The organism is Nonomuraea sp. NPDC059007, assembly GCF_042740555.1.
Lineage (GTDB): Bacteria > Actinomycetota > Actinomycetes > Streptosporangiales > Streptosporangiaceae > Nonomuraea.
In genome coordinates, this window is sequence record NZ_JBHYJD010000086.1 from 1 (window position 1) to 19,817 (window position 19,817).

At 69.4% G+C, this 19,817-nt stretch carries 18 protein-coding genes; 4 read left to right on the forward strand and 14 right to left on the reverse strand.

Going from position 1 to position 19,817, the window contains the following annotated elements:
• Window positions 1-82 precede the first annotated feature (82 nt).
• On the reverse strand, window positions 83-259 hold the full coding sequence (locus ACFWY5_RS55815) for a hypothetical protein (protein ID WP_379640059.1): 177 nt from the start codon (window positions 257-259) through the stop codon (window positions 83-85).
• A gap of 468 nt (window positions 260-727) precedes the next feature.
• Between ACFWY5_RS55815 and ACFWY5_RS55820 the strand changes: the two genes are divergently transcribed.
• Window positions 728-2,506, forward strand: a complete 1,779-nt coding sequence (locus tag ACFWY5_RS55820; protein ID WP_379640060.1) for an alpha/beta fold hydrolase — start codon at window positions 728-730, stop codon at window positions 2,504-2,506.
• Window positions 2,507-2,573: 67 nt separating this feature from the next.
• On the opposite strand, the gene ACFWY5_RS55825 is transcribed toward ACFWY5_RS55820, so the two are convergent.
• The 5 genes from ACFWY5_RS55825 to ACFWY5_RS55845 form a co-directional block, all read right to left on the reverse strand.
• A complete protein-coding gene (locus ACFWY5_RS55825; RefSeq protein ID WP_379617265.1) occupies window positions 2,574-2,900 on the reverse strand; it encodes a helix-turn-helix transcriptional regulator in 327 nt (108 codons plus the stop codon).
• 345 nt (window positions 2,901-3,245) lie between these two features.
• The gene (locus tag ACFWY5_RS55830) at window positions 3,246-3,578 is read right to left on the reverse strand and encodes a hypothetical protein (RefSeq protein WP_379617042.1); all 333 of its coding nucleotides are present in this window, start codon (window positions 3,576-3,578) and stop codon (window positions 3,246-3,248) included.
• 599 nt (window positions 3,579-4,177) lie between these two features.
• Window positions 4,178-4,789 (reverse strand): DNA-binding response regulator, encoded by a 612-nt coding sequence (locus tag ACFWY5_RS55835; protein ID WP_379617040.1) that lies wholly within the window; start codon window positions 4,787-4,789, stop codon window positions 4,178-4,180.
• Window positions 4,786-5,955, reverse strand: coding sequence for a sensor histidine kinase (locus ACFWY5_RS55840; protein WP_379617038.1), 1,170 nt, complete (start codon window positions 5,953-5,955; stop codon window positions 4,786-4,788). The genes ACFWY5_RS55835 and ACFWY5_RS55840 overlap by 4 nt, the downstream gene beginning before the upstream one ends.
• Before the next feature lie 106 nt (window positions 5,956-6,061).
• Complete coding sequence (locus tag ACFWY5_RS55845; protein ID WP_379617036.1) at window positions 6,062-7,270, reverse strand: serine hydrolase domain-containing protein; 1,209 nt, start codon at window positions 7,268-7,270, stop codon at window positions 6,062-6,064.
• 186 nt (window positions 7,271-7,456) lie between these two features.
• Here ACFWY5_RS55845 and ACFWY5_RS55850 point away from each other — a divergent pair, with 186 nt between their 5' ends.
• Together ACFWY5_RS55850 and ACFWY5_RS55855 are read left to right on the forward strand one after the other, a co-directional pair.
• Window positions 7,457-8,635: an NAD(P)/FAD-dependent oxidoreductase gene (locus ACFWY5_RS55850; RefSeq protein WP_379617034.1), complete on the forward strand. Its 1,179-nt coding sequence runs from the start codon at window positions 7,457-7,459 to the stop codon at window positions 8,633-8,635.
• The gene (locus ACFWY5_RS55855) at window positions 8,632-9,516 is read left to right on the forward strand and encodes an RNA polymerase sigma-70 factor (RefSeq protein WP_379640061.1); all 885 of its coding nucleotides are present in this window, start codon (window positions 8,632-8,634) and stop codon (window positions 9,514-9,516) included. The genes ACFWY5_RS55850 and ACFWY5_RS55855 overlap by 4 nt, the downstream gene beginning before the upstream one ends.
• A 39-nt stretch (window positions 9,517-9,555) precedes the next feature.
• On the opposite strand, the gene ACFWY5_RS55860 is transcribed toward ACFWY5_RS55855, so the two are convergent.
• From ACFWY5_RS55860 to ACFWY5_RS55880, 5 genes are all read right to left on the reverse strand, one after another.
• Complete coding sequence (locus ACFWY5_RS55860; RefSeq protein ID WP_379640062.1) at window positions 9,556-9,765, reverse strand: hypothetical protein; 210 nt, start codon at window positions 9,763-9,765, stop codon at window positions 9,556-9,558.
• 335 nt (window positions 9,766-10,100) lie between these two features.
• Window positions 10,101-10,724 carry a DUF6461 domain-containing protein gene (locus ACFWY5_RS55865; protein WP_379640064.1) on the reverse strand — a complete coding sequence of 208 codons (624 nt, stop codon included), beginning with the start codon at window positions 10,722-10,724 and terminating at the stop codon, window positions 10,101-10,103.
• A gap of 100 nt (window positions 10,725-10,824) precedes the next feature.
• Window positions 10,825-12,069, reverse strand: coding sequence for a hypothetical protein (locus ACFWY5_RS55870; RefSeq protein ID WP_379640065.1), 1,245 nt, complete (start codon window positions 12,067-12,069; stop codon window positions 10,825-10,827).
• Entirely contained in the window at window positions 12,029-13,180 is a 1,152-nt protein-coding gene (locus tag ACFWY5_RS55875) for an Ig-like domain-containing protein (protein ID WP_379640066.1), read from the reverse strand. Before ACFWY5_RS55875 ends, ACFWY5_RS55870 begins: the two co-directional genes overlap by 41 nt.
• A gap of 656 nt (window positions 13,181-13,836) precedes the next feature.
• Complete coding sequence (locus tag ACFWY5_RS55880) at window positions 13,837-16,302, reverse strand: MMPL family transporter (RefSeq protein ID WP_379640067.1); 2,466 nt, start codon at window positions 16,300-16,302, stop codon at window positions 13,837-13,839.
• A 115-nt stretch (window positions 16,303-16,417) separates the two neighbouring features.
• Between ACFWY5_RS55880 and ACFWY5_RS55885 the strand changes: the two genes are divergently transcribed.
• Window positions 16,418-17,086, forward strand: coding sequence for a TetR/AcrR family transcriptional regulator (locus tag ACFWY5_RS55885; RefSeq protein WP_379617020.1), 669 nt, complete (start codon window positions 16,418-16,420; stop codon window positions 17,084-17,086).
• A gap of 15 nt (window positions 17,087-17,101) precedes the next feature.
• On the opposite strand, the gene ACFWY5_RS55890 is transcribed toward ACFWY5_RS55885, so the two are convergent.
• The 3 genes from ACFWY5_RS55890 to ACFWY5_RS55900 are packed head-to-tail and all read right to left on the reverse strand — an operon-like array spanning window position 17,102 to window position 19,779.
• Window positions 17,102-17,725: a TetR/AcrR family transcriptional regulator gene (locus ACFWY5_RS55890; RefSeq protein WP_379640069.1), complete on the reverse strand. Its 624-nt coding sequence runs from the start codon at window positions 17,723-17,725 to the stop codon at window positions 17,102-17,104.
• 9 nt (window positions 17,726-17,734) lie between these two features.
• Window positions 17,735-18,934 carry an MFS transporter gene (locus ACFWY5_RS55895; RefSeq protein WP_379617016.1) on the reverse strand — a complete coding sequence of 400 codons (1,200 nt, stop codon included), beginning with the start codon at window positions 18,932-18,934 and terminating at the stop codon, window positions 17,735-17,737.
• 11 nt (window positions 18,935-18,945) lie between these two features.
• The gene (locus ACFWY5_RS55900) at window positions 18,946-19,779 is read right to left on the reverse strand and encodes an SDR family NAD(P)-dependent oxidoreductase (protein WP_379640070.1); all 834 of its coding nucleotides are present in this window, start codon (window positions 19,777-19,779) and stop codon (window positions 18,946-18,948) included.
• Between the last annotated feature and the right edge of the window lie 38 nt (window positions 19,780-19,817).

Here is a 19,817-nt window from a genome sequence, read left to right on the forward strand (position 1 = left end):
CCGCCGCCGGTGACGGCGCTGACCGGGCACCTGGACATCACCCAGGTGCTCATCGGCTCCCTGAACGGCAGGAAGATCGTGATCAGCGCGGGCCGACCGGCTTGCCCGCCTCGATGGAGCCGGTCAGCCGCTCCTGGCGCAGCGCGTACGCGACGTCGAAGGTGTAGACGCGGATCGCTCGTGCGAGGCTCCGCGCCGCGTGCGGGCCGATGCGCAGCGAGATGGCGACGGTGAAGAAAGGTGCGCGCCTGGTCGGCACGCTCGAGTATGTCTTGGCGGGCTTCGTGGCCGAGCGATCCCGAAGATTTCGGCCCCAGCGAGGCCGCAGCCCACTCGGCGATCAGCTGTGCCAGGGCGACGGGCGACGGCGTGATCACGGATGTGAAGATCGTGTACCCGGGGCGCGGGCCCGTCTCCAGCACGGCGGTGTCGGGGGGAGGGTCGGCGGGCTCTCCGGGTTCCAGGCGGACGGTCTCCGTGACGCCGTACAGCCGGGCGGCCTCGAACAGGGTGGTGAGGACGTAGCCGACGTACTCGGCGGCGGCGAACTCGCCCCGTGTGTCCGGCCACCAGGCGCCACCCGTCCGCGAAGGCCTGTGGGGACCTTCGCCTGGAGTGTTGGGGCAGAGATCAGCCCACAGTCGCGAACGGCTAGGAGCAGGCTCCCACAGCCCAACCCTTCTTAGTGCTGAGGAAACTCGGAGGAAGGGCAGGGAGGCTGGAGAGCATGATCGCCAAGACACTGGGGCTCGTCCTCGCGACGGCCTTCTTGCCCGCTACCCCGCCCCCTCCGACCGACCTGCACGAGTGCGCGACCGCGACCACACACTGCGACGGCACCATCGAGGTCCCCCTCGATTGGGAGAACCCCTCCTCCGAACGCATCTCCGTAGCCTTCACCTTCCTCCCGGCCAAGGACGCCGACGGCACGGTGGCGGCCAACCGCGGCGGGCCCCAACCGGCGCTGCCGGAGGTGCCCACGATCCAACAAGTCCTCGGGCCCGTCCTTGACCGGAAGAACCTCCTGGTCATGGATCCACGCGGGATAGGAAAGTCCTCGCCGCTGCTGTGCCCGGGCGCCGACCCCTTCAAGCCCGCGACCGTCGCTGCCTGCGCCAGGAGCGTGGGTCCGCGGGGCGCGTACTTCACCGCAGACCAGGCCTCGCACGACCTCGACGCGGTACGGCGAGCGCTCGGCCTGGGCAAGATGAGCTACTTCGGCAACTCCTACGGCACCCTGTACGCCCAGGCGTACGCGGCCCGCTACCCGGACAGCCTGGACGCCATCTTCCTGGACAGTTCCATGGTCATCGGCCGCGACGGGTACGCGGAGCAGAGTTTCGACGCCCGGCTCGACTACCTCGATCTCGTCTGCGAGCGCTCGAAGGCATGCGACGCGCTGCCGGGCAAAGCCTCCGGCATCTGGACGCGGCTGGTGGACCGGCTGCGAAAGCAGCCCGACCCGCAGGTGACGATGGTCCAAGCGCTCACGCTACGCGAGCCGGCCGAAGCGGTGCTCGGCCGGGAGAACGTCGCGGCCGCACACGCCTACCTCAACGGCGACCCGATTCCACTACGCCGTCTGGCCCGGCTGACCCCCAAAACCAACCCGCCGTTCAACCCTTCGTGGCTTGCCGGGCATGTGGCCTTCCGCTGTGGTGACGGTTCCTTCCCCTTCGACCGGCTGGCCTCGGCGGCCGAGCGTCAAACGCAGGCCGAGCGCTACTACGAGCGGGAACGTCCACTGGCGCCCTACCAGCCCACCGACTTCTTCCCCACCGAGGCGATCGCCAGCCAGGAGTGGTGCATCAACTGGCCGACCCCGCGCCACAGCCCACCGCGTCCGCCCGGGCAGGCGCTGCCCAACGTGCCCATCCTGGTTGTGGCAGGAGACTTCGACGTCAACCGTCCCGCCGAGGTGGCACGGTCGCTTCAGGTCTTCCCGAACGCGACCATCATCCGGATCCCGTTCGGGATCCACGCACAGTCCTTCTTCCCCTCGCCGATGGGTGAGTGTGTACGCGGCATGCTGCGTACCTTCCTGACCACCAAGCGGGTGGCCGACCAGAAATGCACCGGCGAGAACTACCGCGCCGTCGGCGCCTTCCCGCAAAAGCTCAGGGACGTGGCACCGCACCCGGCCCGCGAGCTCAGCCCGAGCCAACGGCGGATCCTCGCGGCCACCTTCGCCACCGCCGCCGACGCCACCGCCCGCCGCAATCCGCACGCCTTCTACTACTTCGGTCGGCCGAACGAGCCGGGGCTGCGCGGCGGCCAGGTCACCTTCGGGCAGGACATCACCCTCGACGGGGTGCGGTTCGTGCGCGACCTGAAAGTCAGTGGCCAGGTCACCCTTACCCCGGGCGGCCACGCGACCACCACCCTCACGGCCCAGACCGGCGGACGCACCCACGAGGTGACGCTGTCCTGGACGGCGTTCTCCACACAGCAATCTGTATCCGGCACCTTCGACGGCATCCCCTTCGAGCAGGCCACACACCAGTAGTGGGTGAGCGCTACCGCGGTCCGGCCAACACCTGCCCCGTGCACGAGCCGCCGTGGGCGGCATGGCGTTATGGCCGGCGGGGCGGCGAATCTGGGGGCAGGTCGCGGTCGGCGAACCTGACGAGCAGGCGGTGGACCGGCAGGCCGGCTCCGGTGGGGTAGCGGAAGTGCTGGTCGGTGTTGAGGGTGTAGAGGTTGCGCCGGCCGATGCGTTCGCGGGTGAGGTAGCCGGCGTCGTGCAGGTCGTTGACCACGTGCTGCACGGTGCGCTCGGTGACGCCGATCCAGGCGGCGATCTCGCGGAGCCGTACGTCGGGGTTGCGGGCGATCTCCAGCAGCACGCGGGCGTGGTGGGTCAGGAAGGTCCAGGCCGGGGGCTGGAGGCGGGGCTGCATGGCGCTCACGCCTTCGGTCCGTAGGATGAAAGGGCTTTCAGGTAACGGCGTTCAGGAGTCACCCTCGAGGATGGCCAGGAAATCGCCGTTAGGTCCGGGGAGGCGGATACGCGATGTCTGAGCAAACCGCCGGCCGAAACGCCTGTCCTCGCTCGTGGTGCTGGCCTGCGGTTTCGTACGTCGTCAAGCAGCTCTGCGGTACTCATTGATAAGGCCGCAGACGGCGCTTCGTCTCTCTATTCGGGCCGTGAGATCGACCACCTCGACCGGATCGTGAACCGGAACATGAAAGGGCTGACGTAGTGACAGCGCCTGATGCGGACGGTGCTCGTTGTAGTGGCGCCCCTACTTGGCCAGGATCTGTCGCAGGTGCCGCCCACCATACACAAGAAGGTGATCAAGGCATTCGCGCCAGAGTGCGCCAACGAACCGCTCGGCGAACGCGTTCGCCCGTGGCGAGCGCGGCGGAATCTTGACCATGTGCACGTCCGCGCCCGCGAGCACATCGTCGAAATCTCTGCCGAATCTGCCGCCCCTGTCCCGGATCAGGAACCTGTACCTGTCGGCTCGTTCGCCGAGTTCCATCAGCAGGTTGCGCGCCTGCTGCGCCGTCCAGGCACCGAGAATGTGCACGCGCCGCGCTTCGATCCCCATGACGAACAACACGTACAGGCGCATGAGGAACACCGTATCGACGTGGAGAAAGTCGCACGCCAGGACGCCGCAGGCCTGAGAGATGAGGAACTGGCGCCAGGCCGGTGAAACCCGGCGCGGCGCGGACCCGAACCCCCGCCGCCGCCAGGACCCGGCGGACCGTCCCTCCCCTACCCGGCATCCAAGACCAAGGAGTTCGCCCCGGATGCGCCGATGCCCCCACCCGAGTTCTCCCGCGCCAACCGGAAGGTTGGCAGCGCAAGCTACTGGGACAGGTCGCCTTGACTCGCACCGCCGCCAGGCCGCAGGTGCGGGCGACATCTACCTGCGCGCCGCCCCCTGCTCGACGCGGTACGCAGCGCCGCACCCACCGACCCCGACCTGAACGAACTCAGCGCCGGACGGTGCAACAGACCTTCGCCCGCGCCCTGGCGAGCAAACACCACTACGCGACCACATGCCCCCCGAAACCGCCGCCGACATCGCACTGACGATCCTGTCCCCCGAGACCTACACACTGCTCGTCACAGAGCGCCAGAGGAGCCATCCCGCCTGGCAGACATGGGCAGAAATCGCCCTCATCAGGATGCTGACGCTTTTGTGACCCGCAAGAACGCCATCGGCTAGATCCATCCCTGTTCCCATGCCACCCGGGCCGCTGTGTGCCGGGAGGACACGCCGATCTTGCCCATGGCCGAGGACAGGTAGTTCCGTACCGTTCCCGGCGCCAGGTGCACCTGTCCCGCGATCCAGTCGATCGACTGGCCTGAGCGAGCCGCCCGCAGGACCTCCAGTTCCCGGGAGGTCAGCGGGCAGTCGTCCTCGGACAGGGCGGAGGCGGCGATCTCCGGATCCACGTAGCGCCGGCCTTGGTGAACCTCGCGGATGATCTCCGCCAGGCGTTCGGCGGGCGTGGTCTTGGGGACGAACGCGCGTACCCCGGCGGCCAGGGCGCGTCGCAGCACTCCGGGACGGGCATGACGGGTGACGAGGACGATCCGGGTCGCCGCGGTCGCCGGTGCGCGCAGGATGGCCTGGGCGGCGGCCAGGCCGTCGGCGGAAGGCATCTCCAGGTCCAGTACCGCGATGTCGGGCATGCTCGCCGCGGCGGCCGCCACCGCGCCGGCGCTGGTGTCCGCCTCGGCGACCACGGTCAGGTCGGGTTCGAGACCCAGCAGCGCCACCAGCGCGCCCCGGATGAGCGCCTCGTCGTCGGCGACAAGCACCCGGATCATGGGTTCTCCAGCGTCGCGGTCACGGTGAAGCGACCTTCCCCGCCGCTCCAGCTCAGGCTGCCTCCGGCCCGTTCCAGCCGCTCGGCCAGTGCCCGCAACCCGCTTCCCGCCACCGCCGCGCCGCGCATCCGGGCCGGGCTTGCGGGCTCCGCCGTACGGGCGGCGCCGTCGTTGGTGATGATCAGGCGGGCCGTTCCGTCTGAGGCGGTCAGGGACAGGCGTACCGCCGAGGCTTCTGAATGCCGCAGGATGTTGGTCGTGGCCTCGCGGACCACCAGGCCGAGGAGTTGCTCCGCCGTACCCGCGACCGCCGCGCTCACGCGCGTCTCGGCGAGGATGCCGGCGGCGGCGAGCACCTTGACGGCGTTGGCGAGTTCGGTGCGCAGCGACACCTGCCGATAGCCGCCCACCACGGCCTTGGTGTCGGTGAGCGCGTCGTGCGCGAGCTGCCGGACCTCACGCATCAGCGCGACCGCCTCGTCGGTACGGCCGGCCCCCAGCCGGGCCGCCAGCTCGCTCTTGAGCGCGATGACCTGCAGATGATGGCCCTGGATGTCGTGGAGCTCGGCGGCGAAGCGGGCACGTTCCTCGGCCACGGCCAGCTCACCTGCGACCAGCCTGGCCGATTCCAGGCGCTTGGCCACCTCGTACGTCCACCACTGCGCCACCACCACGAGACAGATCACCGGCGGCACGACCAGGACCGATACCACCGAGGGGACGAGCGCGCCGAGCAGCGTGGCGGACCCGAAGGCCACCGCACCGACCGCCACCAGCGCCAGCATGGTGGAAGGCAGCCGCCGCGTGGGCTCGGCCCGCAGCCCGAGAGCGGCGCACAGCAGCCCGGCTAGCTCGCCGGCGGCCAGCACGTCCGCCGGGGTCCCGATCCCGGACGCGGCCGCCACGCCCGCCAGCGCAGCGAGACCGGCGGCCCCGAGCGCGACGCGCTCCCAGGCGGCGACGACGGCGCCGCGGATCGCCCGCAGATACAGCACCGCCGCCAGCCACGTCACCGCCCCGGCCACGACGGCCAGGGCGAACACGAGCGCTCCCCACCCATGCGACCAGCTCAGCGCCGCCACCGCGAACACCCAGCAGAGCGGCGCCCCGCTGACCATCGTGATCTGCGTGAACCACCGCAGAGCGGTCAACGAAGGGGCACTCATGTCTCGTATTGTGCCTGCTGGACGGCATGACATGTGTCACGAAAAATCGTGATCACGTGGGGCGTACCGGCCTGTTCATTCCTACCTTCAGGACGGGCGGCGCGGTTCAGCGCTTGGCGGGCAGGGGCAGGCCGTGGGACGGCGGCCGCACGGTGCCCGGCTTGGCAGCCACGGTCCCGCAGAGTGCCAGGGCGATGTGGCGCGCGACGGCGCTGGTCTCGGCCGCGCCGCCCGCCGGGTGGCTCTTGTTGACGCCGAGCGTGACCTGCCGGCTGCCGTCCTCCGTGGTGACGGCCCAGGTGGTCGCGCCCCACAACATACCGACATGTCCCCAGGTGGGGCCGCAGCCGTAGTCGAGGAGAGGAGCGATGCCGAACCCATAGGGGTCGCCCGCCAGGCCGGGCGCGGCCGCGACGGGGACGGTCTTCTTCATCTCCGCCAGGGAGGCGGGGCTGACCAGGCGGCCGGACAGCAACGCGGCGAGGAACCGGTTGACGTCGGGCATGGTGGCGACGAGGTCACCGGCCATGCTCAGCGCGGAGACGTCGTAGGTGCTGAAGTCCCCCGGGGTCTTGAGCAGGCCGCCGAGGTCCGAATAGGCCCTGGCGTGCGGCCGCGGCAACTCGGCGCCGCGCGGATAGAAGGTCTGGCCCAGCCCGGCCCGGCGAATCACCTCACGGGTGATGAACCGCTCCGCCGGCTCGCCGGTGACCTTCTCCAGCAGCAGGCCGAGCACGACGTAGCCGGTGTTGGAGTACACGCCGGGCAACTGACCGGGTACGCCGGTGCGCTCCGCCAGCAGAGCTCCCTTGACCAGTTGCGTCTTGGGCAGGGCGGACAGCCGCAGCAGTTCGACCGAGACATGGGCACCCGCGTAGAGCCAGTTCAGATGATCGGGCAGGTGGCTCGTGTGGTTGAGCAGCATGCGCACGGTGATCCGCCGGTCACCGCCCAGCAGCCCGGGCGCGTACTCCTCGACCGGCCTGTCCAGGCCGATTCTGCCCCGGTCGACCAGGCGCAGGATCGCGGTGGCGACGAACATCTTGGAGACGCTGCCGATCCGGTGATACATCCCCGCGCGCATGGGCGCGCCGGTGGCCGTGTCGGCCTTGCCCGCCGCACCCGCCCATAGTTCGTCCCCGGCGCGCACGGCCGAGTACACGCCCGGTACCGGTCCCCGCACGATGGAGGTGAGGCTGTCTCGCAGCGCCGCCTCGTCCAGGGGTGCGCCGGATCCCGCGGTCGCGGGCGTGGCGCCTGCCAGGACGACCAGGACGGATGCGGCAGCCGCAAGGGCCTTCTTGAGATGCTTCATGATCGACAGTCTGCGCGGCCGGATCGCCCGCGGGGCCGTCGCGGACCTTGTTCGTGACAGCCGTCACCGAGGTTGATGACATGCGTCATTCCCGCTTCGCCGGCCGAAACCGCCGGCGCTCGAGGTGTCACAGCGATCGGCCGGGCGGTGTCTTGAGGTCAAGACCCTGAAACCGGAGGAGGCACCATGACCCGGAACACCGAGGTGGTCGTGATCGGCGGCGGGTACGCCGGCGTCCTGGCGGCCAACCGCCTGACGCAGCGCGACGACGTGACCGTGACACTGATCAACCCGCGCCCGGACTTCGTCGAAAGGATCCGCCTGCACCAGCTCGTGGCGGGTACCCACGTCGCGGTCGCCGGCTACCGGGACGTACTGGCCGAGAGCATCGTGCTGACGGTCGACACCGTGACCCGGATCGAGGCGGCCGAGCGCCGTGTGGCGTTGGCGTCGGGCGGCACGGTCGGCTACGACTACCTGATCTACGCGGTGGGCAGTGGCAGCGCCGGCCCGAATGTGCCCGGTGCGGCCCAGTTCGCCTACCCGTTGGCCGGTCTCGAGGAGGCGCGGCGGCTACAGGCGGTGCTCGACGCCGCTCCCGCCTCGGCGCCCGTGACGGTGGTCGGCGCCGGTCCGACCGGCATGGAGACCGCCACCGAGCTGGCCGAGGCCGGCCGCGCCGTGACCCTGGTCTGCGGCGGGGTGCTCGGCCCGTACCTGCACCCGCGGGCTCGGCGCTCGGTCGCCAAGCGACTGGCCAGGCTCGGGGTGACCGTGCTCGACGCCCCGACGGTGACGGCCGTGACCCGCGAAGCCGTGTGGCTCAGCGACGGCCGCGAGCTGCCGAGCGCGGTGACCGTCTGGACCGCCGGGTTCAGCGTGCCGGACCTGGCCGCGCGCAGCGGACTCCGCACCGACGCCGTCGGCCGTCTGCTCACGGAGGAGACGTTGACCAGCCTGGACGACGATCGCATCGTCGCGGCTGGGGACTCGGCGGCGCCGTCGGGCCTGCCGTTCCGGATGAGCTGCCAGGCCGCGGTCCAGCTGGGCCCGCAGGCCGCGGACACGGTGCTCAGCCGGATCGCGGGCGAGGCCCCCGCACCGCTCGCCATGGCGATGGCCGCTCTGTGCCTCAGCCTGGGGCGCAGGGCCGGCCTCTACCAGTTCGCCCGCCGTGACGACGTCGCGGTGCGGTACTTTGTCGGCGGCCATCCCGGCGCGAAGATCAAGGAGTTCATCTGCAGGGGTATCCTCGGGCAGTTGGCGAAGGAGGCGCGCAAGCCCGGTTCGTACGGCTACCCGGCGTGGCTCATGGACGGCAGGCGCCGACAGTTGCTGCGGTCCCCTGAGAGGGTCGAGAGTTGAGCGACCACGCCACCGACATCTTCGTCGCCCACCGCAACCTGCTCTTCACCGTCGCCTACGAACTGCTCGGCTCGGCGGCCGACGCGGAGGACGTGCTCCAGGAGACCTGGCTGAGGTGGGTGAAGGTCGACCTGGCGCGGGTGCGTGACCAACGCGCGTACCTGGTGCGGATCACGACCAGGCAGGCGCTCAACAGACTGCGCACCATGGACCGCCGCAAGGAGGCGTACGTCGGTCCGTGGCTGCCCGAGCCGCTGCTCACCACGCCGGACGTGGCCGAGAACGTGGAACTGGCCGAGAGCGTGTCGATGGCGATGATGCTGGTTCTCGAGACGTTGTCGCCGACCGAGCGCGCGGTGTTCGTGCTGCGTGAGGTCTTCGACTTCAGCTACGACGAGATCGCGGCGGCCGTGTCCAAGAGTGGGCCGGCCGTCCGCCAGATCGCGCATCGCGCCCGCCGGCACGTAGAGTCTCGCCGCCCGAGAGCGGTGGTCTCCCCGAACGAGACCAGAGCGGCGCTGGCGTCGTTCCAGCGCGCGGTCGAGACCAGGGATCTGCAGGGCCTGCTGGATGTCCTCGCCCCGGACGTCGTCCTGGTGAGCGACGGCGGCGGCCTGGCACAGGCCGCACTGCGCCCGGTCGTCGGCGCCGAGAAGCTGGTCCGCTACCTCGCCGGCAGCATGGGCAAGGTCGAAGGCGCACTCACGGTCGGCCCCACCCTGGTCAACGGCAGCCCGGCCCTGGTCCTACGCCTGGACGCCGACGTAGCCGGCGTACTGGCGATCCGCGTCGAGAACGCCTGCGTCACCGGCGTCTACTTCATCAGCAACCCGGAGAAGCTGACCCACGTGGAGTCCGAAATCCCGCTGACCCTCCGGTGATCAGCTCCACGGGCGTTTCTCGGCCGCGGTGACCGTGGCTCACGTGCTGAGGGCGGCTTCCGGATGACGTCCGGGTCCTCGGACAGCCGCGCCTTCACCTGGTGGGCTCCAGGCGCCGGCGAGCGCCTCGGGCCGGTGCGCTTCGATGCCGTCGAGGGCTGCCGCGACGACCGCCTCGGGGGCGGACTTGTCGCCGTCGTACCGGACCATCATGTCGGTGTCCGCGGCGCCCAGGTGCAGGCTCGTCACCAGGGTGCGCTGTTGGTGAGCGCCCATTCTGCGGCCTTGGTCGCGTGGTAGGCGCCCGCGCCGTCGACGGCGAGCCAGGAGATCGCGGACAGCACGTTGAGGATCGCACCGTCGGCCAGTTGGGGCGCGCGCGGCGGCCGCGGCGGCGACCGACGCCGGGTCGGTGATGTCCAGGCGCAGCGGGATGACTACGGTCTGCAGGTACGCCGACGGGTTCGCGGCCTGCCGCCCAGCGACCCGATCCGTTCCCCTTGGTAGCGACGATTTCGCCGGGGCCGGTGAGGCGAGCGTCAGAGCGGCTTGGACTTTCCGAGAGGAGGGCCGACCGGGCCCGGTCAGTTCGATGGCAGGACGAACAACCTGTGGGTGTTCCTGAGCCAGGTCGCGTCGAGTTCGGTGCCGGTGACGCGTCCGGCCAGAACGAGTGCCGAACTGACCGACTCTGCGAAAGTGACCGGATTGACGATGGCCCGGTCACTCGGATCGTCCATCTGAAACCTGAGACCCGCCATGAAGGGGTCGAGCACGCGAACGTTCTCCCCGGTCCTGGAGTCCGGCCACGACGGAGCGAATCTCGTGAGCAGTACGCCGTCCGCCGCGTAGGCGAGTTTGTCGTTCCCGCCAAGATCCCAGTGAATGCCGATGGCACGTCTGCCACGGGAAACCCGCAGGAGGTTCGCGGTGGCGCCGAGGGAGCAACCGTCGGCGACCTGGATGGCGAGTGCCCAGTCGCCGTGCGGGCCGATCCACGCCGCGCCGTCATCGTCTCCAAGGTGGGCAAGATGCGCGTCGATATCGTCAAGGCCGCATTCGACCCCGGTCAGGTCGGCGGAGCCGAGTGCGCGCGCGAGTTCTCCGGGCGAGATGTTCTCGGCCCACAGCGCGGAGAAGCCCGGCAACTCCTCGTCGTCGAGCCCAAACTCGGAAAGCAGCTCGTATAACCTTTTCTCGGCTCGCATGGCGCGCCTTTCTTGTCATTCTAAACGAGGTGGAGGTGGCGCGATGCACTGCGCCACCTCCACCGATTTCTATCGCGCCGAGACTACCAGGCAGTCATTCCTAGGGCCAGGAGCAATCACTTTGCGTGCCGGCCCGATTGGGACTCTGCGCCAGAGTGGTGGGCATTCGGTCCTGGATACTCACCCAGAACTTCTGGTTCGACGATACTCGGTAGCGCGCGTAGAAGACGCCCAGGTCGCCACCGGCACTGCAGTTGTGCGATTCGCTCACCCGCTGAATGGAGAAGTTGAAATACGGGATCCACTTTCCGTTCTGAAGATATCCATAGCCTACTCCCTGCTTCGTTGAGGCGAAGGGGAATTCGTCGCAGTCGCCCGTTCCAGAGAGGGTCGCGCAGACTTTGTTCTTCCGATAGATGTTCTTCTGGTACCACGAGGCCTTGTCGGGAGCCTTCGTGGTTTTACTGATCTTGATGAGCGACGCGTCCGCGTTGCCGGGAATTATCTTGTTCAGACGCTTGCCGGCGTCGTCGTATTTGGGCTCCGTGTCGTCCGGTTGGGTGAAGGCCTTGCGGATGTGCGCCGCGACCTCGCCGCGTCTGGGGTCGTCGAGATACATGGTGTAGACCCGGTTGGCCGCGACGAAGACGCACGCGTTGGTGTACTTGGCGTTCCGCTTGCCCATGGTGGATTTGTCGCACCGCGCGCTGGGCGGGATGTCCTTCTTGCCGCCCAGTGGCGGAATCTCCAGGAGACTCCAGAGCGGCATGTCGGCGTCCCAGCCGAACGTCGCGTTCTCCAGATAGAGGCTCGGCCGGATCGTGCAGGAGCCGACCAGGCCGGACATGCTGGTCTGGAAGAGGAAGGCGTTGTATCCCTGGGCCCGCCAGTCTCTGAGGGAGTCGCGGCGGATGACGTCGTCGTCCCCGACGGGCGCACAGTCCGTCCGGCGACCGGCCTTGATGTCGGGCTCCAGCCGGAGGACCTCGTCGTCCTTGTACGTGACCAGGCGGCCGTCGTCGTAGACCCTGATGTCGTCGAGCTTGGTGTACATCGCGATCTGGTGCGGCCGGTGCGGGCCGTCGGGAGTGTCGTTGACGACGCTGTTGCCGTCCGCCGACCCGAGGAAGGTGTTCATCACCATGGTTGAGTGGACGAGGATCGCATCGTCGGGATCGGGCTTGATGGGCAGGCCTGATCTCAGGTCGATGTCCCATTCGCCCCAGCCGACGTACTTGCTGAAGCAGGCGCTGTACGGCCAGTACTTGAAGTAGCCGAAGGGATGATATTGGTAGCCGCTGTCCTTAGCCCTCGTTGAAGCAGGACTCCAGGGTGTAGTGATCACCGGTGAAGGCGGCGGCAGCCGCGGCGGGCCTGCTCGGTGTGACGTCGACGGTGATGGTCTTCCAGGTGCTCCAGGCGCCGTTCACACCGGCGGCCGTGGCGCGGGCGCGCCACCGGATCTTCCACCCGTCGGTGAGCTTCCCGCCGGGGATAGTGAGCGCTGCCCAACTACCGCTCGCGGTCGCAGACGTGGTCGCACCCGACCAGATCAGACCCGTGCCCTGACCAGTCGCAGTGGGATCATGCTCGACCTGAATCGACATCGTCGAAGTACGACCATCCGGATCCCGCACCTGACCCTCAAACGTCGGCGTCAACGACGACAACGCACCAACACCATTGGTGGGACTGACATACGTCGCCTCGACCTTCGGCGCGTTGGGCGGTGGCGCGACCACGCCCATGGTGAACGGCCAGGAGTAGGCCGCCATGGTGTTGCCTGCCGCATCCCTGGCCCCGGTCACCTCGACCGTGTGGATCGTCTCCTCACCCAGCGCCGCCGTAGGCAGGAAGGACACGCTTCGCGGGGAGTCCACGTTGAGGACGCCCGCGACGACGGCGCCGTCCGGCCGCTTCACGACCACCTGCGCACCCGTCACCGGCTCGGTGAAGGTCACCCGGATCGGCGTGGACGGGGCGACCTCCGTCGCATCCCTGACGGGGACGGTCTCGCTCACCGTAGGCACCGCCTCGTCCGGCGGGACCGTGGTGAAGGACCAGCCGTAGCTCGCCATGACATTGCCGGCGCCGTCGGCATCGACCGCGCCGGTGATCTCCTGACCGGCGGGGTCCTTGACGGAGAACCGCGCGTCGGAGACCGGCTCGTCGAACACCACCTTGATGGGCGCGACCACGTCGACGTCCGTCGCGTCCCGTGCTGGAGTGGTGCCGGTGACGACCGGCGCCGCGTGATCCGTGACGGTGGCGAAGGACCACGAGTACGGTCCCATCGCGTTCCCCGACCCGTCCTTGGCTCCGGTGATCTCCACCAGATAGGTCAAGTTCCATGCGAGGGGTACGGCCGGCGTGAACGTCCACACGCTCTGTGCCGCGCCCAGCGTCACGTGTCCGGCGACCGGGTCCCCCGATCCGTCCTTGACCGTGATCCACACGTCGGAGAGCCCACGTGATGGACGCCCGCTCGGGCGCCGGATCAAGACCTTCCTGCTTGAGGATCTCCCAGACCGTGGGCGCGGCGACCTTGAGGCCGAGCGTGGTCGGCTCGCCGTGTACCCGCCGATGGCCCCACGACGGGTTCTCCTGACCAGGCGCAGGATGAGGGCGCGGAGGGAGCGGATGGTGGGTGGGTGACCGGGCCGTTTCGGCCGACAGGTACGGGCGTGCCGCTGCCTCACCAGATCGCGGCGCCAGCGCAAGACGGTATCGGGGCGGACGAGAAGCCGCAGTCGGCCAAGAACTTCGCGAGGCAGCGAGGTCCGGAGGGCGGCCAGGAAGACACGGTCTTCGAGGGCGAATCTCACCCTGGCGTCGGCGCCCAGCTGCCGTTCCAGGACCACGATCTGGTGACGCGAGCGAGAATCCCGATCACCCATCGGCGGCAACCGCAGCGCGGCGAAAGCATTCGTGGCAGTCAGACAGGCCGGGCGAAGGAGCACGGCCGGTCATCCTGCCGTACGCGTTCCGTCTCCTGGGTGGCCGGAACTCGCGCCGCCAAGCGAAGTTCTCACATGGTCAGGACCTGGGCGGATGCAATTTTCCGGCAGGCGCAGTGTTCGCAGGGCTCTGGCGCCGCCGCTGATCACCCGTGTCAGCGCACCGCGTCCTCGGGGATCCTGCCTGGGGTGGCCCGGTGGTGGCGTTCGAGGTTGGCGCCCTCGACGTCCACATCGGGCAGGAGCCGGTCCAGCCAGCGCGGCAGCCACCACGCCCTGTCGCCCGCCAGGTGCATGACCGCGGGAATGATCAGCATCCGGACGACGAAGGCGTCGACGAGCACGCCGAAGGCCAGCGCAAACCCGACGGGCCTGATCATCGTCAGGTGGGAGAACATGAACCCGCCGAACACCGCGATCATGATGACTGCGGCGGCGGTGACGACGGCCCTGCCCGCCCGGACCCCCTCGGTGACCGCGTGCCGGGCCGAGGCGCCGTGCGCGTAGGCCTCGCGCATGCCGGAGGTGAGGAAGAGCTGGTAGTCCATGGCCAGCCCGAACAGGATGCCCACCAGCAGCGTCGGCAGGAAGTTGAGGATCGGCGCGGGGTCGCTGACGCCGAAGACGGCGCCGAGCCAGCCCCACTGGTAGACGGCCGTGACGCCGCCCAGCGCCGCGAACAGCGACAGCACGAACCCGCCGGTGGCGATGAGCGGCACCAGGATCGAGCGGAACACGACGATCAGGATCAGCAGCGACAGCCCGACGACGAGCGTCAGGTAGGTCGGCAGCGCGTCGGCGAGTTTGCCGGAGATGTCGATGTTGGCGCTGGCGCTGCCCGCGACCGACAGCGTGACCGAGTCGGACCCCAATGCAAGGGTACGGCCGCGCAGGTCACGGACGAGCGCCTCGGTGGACTCCGAGGTCGGCCCGCCGGTCGGGACGACCTGGAAGACCAGGACACTACCGCGCTCGTTGGCGCCGATCGGCGCGGCTGCGGCCACCCCGCCGACCTTCATGAGCTGCTTGCCGAGGTCGGCCTGCGCGGGCGCGAGCCCGTCCCCGGTCCTGCCGTGGGGCAGGTCGGCGACGACGATCAGTGGCCCGTTGGCGCCCGCGCCGAACTTCTCGGTGATGGCGGTGTAGGCGCGGTGCTGGGTGGAGTCTGCCGCCTCCGAGGCGCCAGTGGGCAGGCCGAGCCGTATCGAGGCGGCCGGGACGGCGATGAGCGCCAGCGCGCCGACGCCGACCACGATCCGCAGTACGGCCCGGCCCGCGCTCATCGGCTGCGGGGCCCTCGGCGCGGCGGCGGGTAGGGTTGCGGCCGTCCTCCGGTCGCGTCGCGGCAGCAGCCGGTGCCCGAGCAGGCTGAGTACGGCCGGCGTCATGGTCACGGTGAGGAGCACTGCGACGGCGATGGCGACGGCTCCCACGTTCCCCATCAGTGCCAGGAACGGGATCCCGGTGATGTTGAGCGCGAGCAGCGCGATGAGTACCGTGCTGCCCGCGAAGACCACGGCGTTGCCGCTGGTGCCGTTCGCCAGTCCGATGGACTCCGCTACGGACATGCCTGCCTTCAATTGGCGGCGGTGCCGGTGCAGGATGAACAGCGAGTAGTCGATGCCGACGGCCAGGCCGAGCATCGCGCCCAGGATGGGCGTCACCGACGTCATCTCGATCGTGCCGGACAGCGCCATCGCGCCCGCGACCGCCACCCCCACCCCGAACAGCGCGTTGAGGATCGGCAGTCCGGCCGCCACCAGGGAGCCGGTCATGACGATCAGCACGATCGCCGCCACGACCAGGCCGACCGCCTCGCCGACGCCACCCAGCTGGATCTCGCCCTGCGTGATCTCGGCGGAGTAGTCGGCGGTGACGCCGTTCGGGAGCGCCGCGTCGATCGTCCGGGTGACGGCCTGCTTGGTGTCCGGCGTGATCTCCTGCTGCGGCAGGTCGAACACCACGGTCGCCGTGGCCGTCGACCCGTCGGCCGAGATCGTGCGGACGCCCTCTGCCATGGTGAGCAGGTCCCGCCCTACGCGCAGTTGCTGCTCGGACTTCTCCAGTACGGCTCGCTGCCTGTCGAGCTCGGCCTGCTGCTTGTCGAGCTGGGTGAGGGTCGCCTTCAGCCGGGGGTTGGGTCCGGTCTGCTCGATGGCCGCCTCGGTCTGTTTGCGAGCGTTGTCGAGCTGCTTTTGGCCCTTGACCTGCCGGACTCGGCCGTCCTCGACCTGGGCCAGGCCGTCGGTGGCCTTCGCGGCCTGGACGGCGCGCGCCTCATCGGCGGTGAACGGGTCGGCGACCTGGTCGACCCCGTCGAGGTCGGCGACCTTCCGCAGCGCGGCGCTCACGCCCGCGCGCTGCCCGTCGGTGAGCCGGGCGCCGTTCGCGGCCCGGATGACGACTTGCCCCGTGCCACCGCTGGCCACCGGCAGCTCGGTCTTCAGCCGGTCGGTCACCTGCTCCGTGGGTGTCCCGGGGATGGTCATCGTCGAGCTCATGGTCCCGCCGAACGCCACGAAGGCCCCGACGGCCAGGCCGAGCACGACGACCCAGGCGGTGATCACCCACCAAGCCCGGCGCGCGGTGAACCGGCCCAGCCGGTAGAGCAGTTCGGCCATCGTGCACTCGCCTCCCGAAGCGGATACGACAAATCCGATTTCGGAGTCTAGCGAGAAGCGGATACTGTCTATCCACTTCAGTGTGTGATGTTCCTCCCACGGGTACGCTGGCGCCGTGACACCCGCTTCCACCGACGAGCCGGCCCGGTCCGGCGCACTGCGCAGGGACGCGGAGCGCAACCGGGACCGCATCGTGCAGGCCGCCCAGGAGCTGTTCGCCGAGCGCGGCCTCGCCGTCGGCCTCAACGAGGTCGCCCACCATGCGGGCGTCGGGGTCGGCACCGTCTACCGCCGCTTCGCCGACAAGGATGAACTCATCCACGCCGCGTTGGAGGAGCCGCTGGCGAAGCTGTCGCAGGTCGCACAGCACGCCGGCGAGGCCGAACGGGCCTGGGACGGGCTGGGTCTCCTCCTGGGAAGGATCACCGAACTCCTGGTGGACAACCTCGGCCTGCGGGACGTCGCGCTGAGTGGTGGCGCCTGGCAGTTCGGCAGCACCAACATCGAGCGTGTCGCGCAGACGATGAAGGACTTGCTCGACCGGGCGGCAGCCGAGGACGACCTGCGTGACGGCGTTGTCGGCGACGACGTGGTGATGATCCTCTGGCTGGTGACGGACCTGGCCCAGCACTCCGTCCAGGTCCACCCAGGGCTGTATCGCCGCTACCTGGAGATCATGCTCGACGGGCTGCGCGCTTCACCTGGCAGAACTCCGCTGGTGGAGCACCTCACCGAGCAGCAGACGCAGGCGATCTGCAGGCGCTGGGCCGACGCGCCCGGCTGAATCACCTGAGCCCGGTCAGTCGCGTGGTGTCGGGATGAGGAGGTCACGGGTCATGGTGTCGATGAATGCGCGCATCGCCACCAGCATGTCGAAGGACTCGTCGAGCAGCCACTGCTGCTCCAGTCCGGTGATCATGCCGATGATGAGTGACGCCGTCGCCTCGGGACGAGCGTCTGGACGTATGTGTCCTGCCTCGATGTCCTTGCTGACCACACCTGCCAAGTTGGTCCGGAACGTGCGCACGCGTGTTCGCGACCACTCCAGCGCCGACTCGGGGATGTCGTTGGAGCCGGCGGTGCCCAGGTGCGTCAGGCGGGTGAGTTCCCTGTTCTCGCGGGAGTGCGCGACCATGTCGTACACGATCTCGAGTGCCCGCACGATGGCCGGGCCCGCGTACGCACGGTCGATCCCGACCGCGGTGAACGCCTGCCGGTCGCGTTCGGCGAGGACCTCGGTGAGCAGGGCTTCCTTGGTGCGAAAGTGGTGCAGCACCCCGGGCTGGGTGATCCCGGCCGCCTGAGCGATGGCCGCGATCGAGGTGCCCTTGTATCCGCGCTGGGCGAACAGCACGAGGGCGGAGTCCACGATCGTGGCCCGGCGGGCCGCGCCTGATCGTTCGGCGTCCCGGGTCCTGGCCATGCGGGGATCCTAGCGAACCGACCTGATTGGAAGTACGGCCAGCGCGCCGGCGGCGGCGATGACGGCCACCGCGGCATAGAGCGGGCCGTACCCGCCGAAGAGGGTGACGATGCCGGAGGCGGCGACCGGGGCGATGGCATGCGGCAGGGTGGCGGCGATGTTGATCACGCCAAGGTCCTTCGCGAAGCCGTCCTCGGAGGGCAGGACCTCCGAGACGAGCGCCTGGTCGACGGAGATGAAGATGCCGAAGCCGATGGTCAGGACGATCGCCGAGACGATCAGGCCCGCCACGGTCGGCCAGATCAGCGGAAACAGCGCCGATGCGGCGATGACGAGCCCGCCGACCAGAACGAGTGGCTTGCGTCTGCCCAGGCGATCGGAGACCGGGCCGGAGACCAGGACGGCAACCAGAAACCCGGGCAGGCCGATGGCTCCGAGCTGCGGGACAAGCGTCGCCGCCGCGGTCACGCTGAGGCCGACGTAGTCCTGGGCGATGTAGATGGTGAACGTGAGCACCATGTAGTGGCCGCCGAAGATGAGGATGCGGCCGAGGAACGCCCACCAGAAGTCGGGATGGCGGACAGGGCTGATCCAGAACACCGCGGCAGAGAAGGCGGGTCGCGGCATGCCACGGTTGTCGTCATCCGGGTTGAGCACGATGAACGCCACGATGGTCAGCAAAATGACCACTGTGAAGGTGAAGTAGCCGACCGGGATCCGGTCGACGAACCGGGAGGCGGCGATCGGCCCGGCGATGGCACCGATGATCATGCCCAGGCCGGTGAGCGTGGAGTAGCGTCCGCGCATCGCGGACGGGACCCGATCGGGCAGGATGGCGGCCAGCGGTCCTTGGAACACGTTGAAGCCGAACTGCACCGCCACCACGGTGAGGACCAGGAGGAAGACCGAGGTCGCCCATCCCGTCGCGGCCAGCGCGGTGGAGCCGAGCAGCGCTCCGGCCAGCATCCACGGCGTGCGTGCGCCGAAGCGAGTCCGCGTGCGGTCGGACAGCACTCCGGCCAGAGGCTGGGCGAGCATGGCGGCGAACGCGCCCGCGGTGTGCACGATGCCCAGGTTCACCACCTTGGCCGCGTCGTCGATGGCCTGGACCTGAAGTGCGACGAAGTAGCCCGCGACAGCGTACGCCAGGGGTGCGGCAGCGCTGACGAACGGAACGGTGACGAACAGGCGGCGCGAGCGAGAGTCCATCGCGGCGTCCCTCAGCCACCGATGTGGTCTCTGAGCGCATCGCCCGTGAGCTGCCACATGCTTTCGACCTGGGACCGGAACTCCGCGTGCCCGTGCTCGGGCAGGGAGAAGACGACAGGCGCATCGCGCAGGACACCCTCGACCGCGTCGCGCGCGACCCGGCTGGGCGCGATCGCCATCGGGATCGCGCCGGTGCCGAACGGCTCGCCCGCCCGTTCGCCGTAGGCCGTGGGACGGTTGCGCTGGGAGTCGAGAATGCGGGTTCCGACCTGACCGGGACACAGGACAGTGACACCGATCCCCTCCCCGCCGAGCTCGCCCCGCAGCCCGAGCGACAGCGCGACGATGGCGTGCTTGGTGGCGCTGTACAGCGCGGTGCCTCGCGGGTCTGGCAGGAAGGCGTGGGTGGAGGCGGTGTTCAGCACGTGGCGCCAGCCCTGCCGCGCGCGCATCCCCGGCAGGAATGCGTGCAGGCAGTTGAGCAGGCCCTCGACGTTGACCGACGCGAGCCAGCGCCAGTCGGCGAGCGAGGACTCGGCGACGTCACCGAAGAGCAGGACCCCGGCGTTGTTGCAGAGCAGTTCGACCGACCCGAACTCCGCATGGGTCCTGCGCGCGAGGGTGCGTACGGATTCGGAATCGGAGACGTCGACGTGGACGCCGATGGCCGACCTGCCGGCGGCTTGAAGGTCGTCGGCGACCTGCCGGGCGCCGTCGGCGTCGATGTCGGCGGCCACGACTGACATGCCGCGGGACGCCAACTCGATCGCTAACGCGGCACCGATGCCGCCGGCCGCGCCGGTGACGACCGCGGTGGTGCCGCTGAGGTGATCGGGAAGAACCATGAGCGGGAGCTTACTTACCGAGCACTCAGTTGGCTAGT

Excerpts from the sequence above, each read along its gene's own strand:
- ACFWY5_RS55900 (WP_379640070.1), bottom strand. The coding sequence starts at position 19,779 with ATGGTTCTTCCCGATCACCTCAGCGGCACCACCGCGGTCGTCACCGGC.
- ACFWY5_RS55880 (WP_379640067.1), bottom strand. The coding sequence starts at position 16,302 with ATGGCCGAACTGCTCTACCGGCTGGGCCGGTTCACCGCGCGCCGGGCT.
- ACFWY5_RS55840 (WP_379617038.1), bottom strand. The coding sequence starts at position 5,955 with ATGAGTGCCCCTTCGTTGACCGCTCTGCGGTGGTTCACGCAGATCACG.
- ACFWY5_RS55820 (WP_379640060.1), top strand. The coding sequence starts at position 728 with ATGATCGCCAAGACACTGGGGCTCGTCCTCGCGACGGCCTTCTTGCCC.
- ACFWY5_RS55845 (WP_379617036.1), bottom strand. The coding sequence starts at position 7,270 with ATGAAGCATCTCAAGAAGGCCCTTGCGGCTGCCGCATCCGTCCTGGTC.
- ACFWY5_RS55835 (WP_379617040.1), bottom strand. The coding sequence starts at position 4,789 with ATGATCCGGGTGCTTGTCGCCGACGACGAGGCGCTCATCCGGGGCGCG.
- ACFWY5_RS55825 (WP_379617265.1), bottom strand. The coding sequence starts at position 2,900 with ATGCAGCCCCGCCTCCAGCCCCCGGCCTGGACCTTCCTGACCCACCAC.
- ACFWY5_RS55895 (WP_379617016.1), bottom strand. The coding sequence starts at position 18,934 with ATGGACTCTCGCTCGCGCCGCCTGTTCGTCACCGTTCCGTTCGTCAGC.
- ACFWY5_RS55890 (WP_379640069.1), bottom strand. The coding sequence starts at position 17,725 with ATGGCCAGGACCCGGGACGCCGAACGATCAGGCGCGGCCCGCCGGGCC.
- ACFWY5_RS55865 (WP_379640064.1), bottom strand. The coding sequence starts at position 10,724 with ATGCGAGCCGAGAAAAGGTTATACGAGCTGCTTTCCGAGTTTGGGCTC.
- ACFWY5_RS55830 (WP_379617042.1), bottom strand. The coding sequence starts at position 3,578 with ATGCGCCTGTACGTGTTGTTCGTCATGGGGATCGAAGCGCGGCGCGTG.
- ACFWY5_RS55850 (WP_379617034.1), top strand. The coding sequence starts at position 7,457 with ATGACCCGGAACACCGAGGTGGTCGTGATCGGCGGCGGGTACGCCGGC.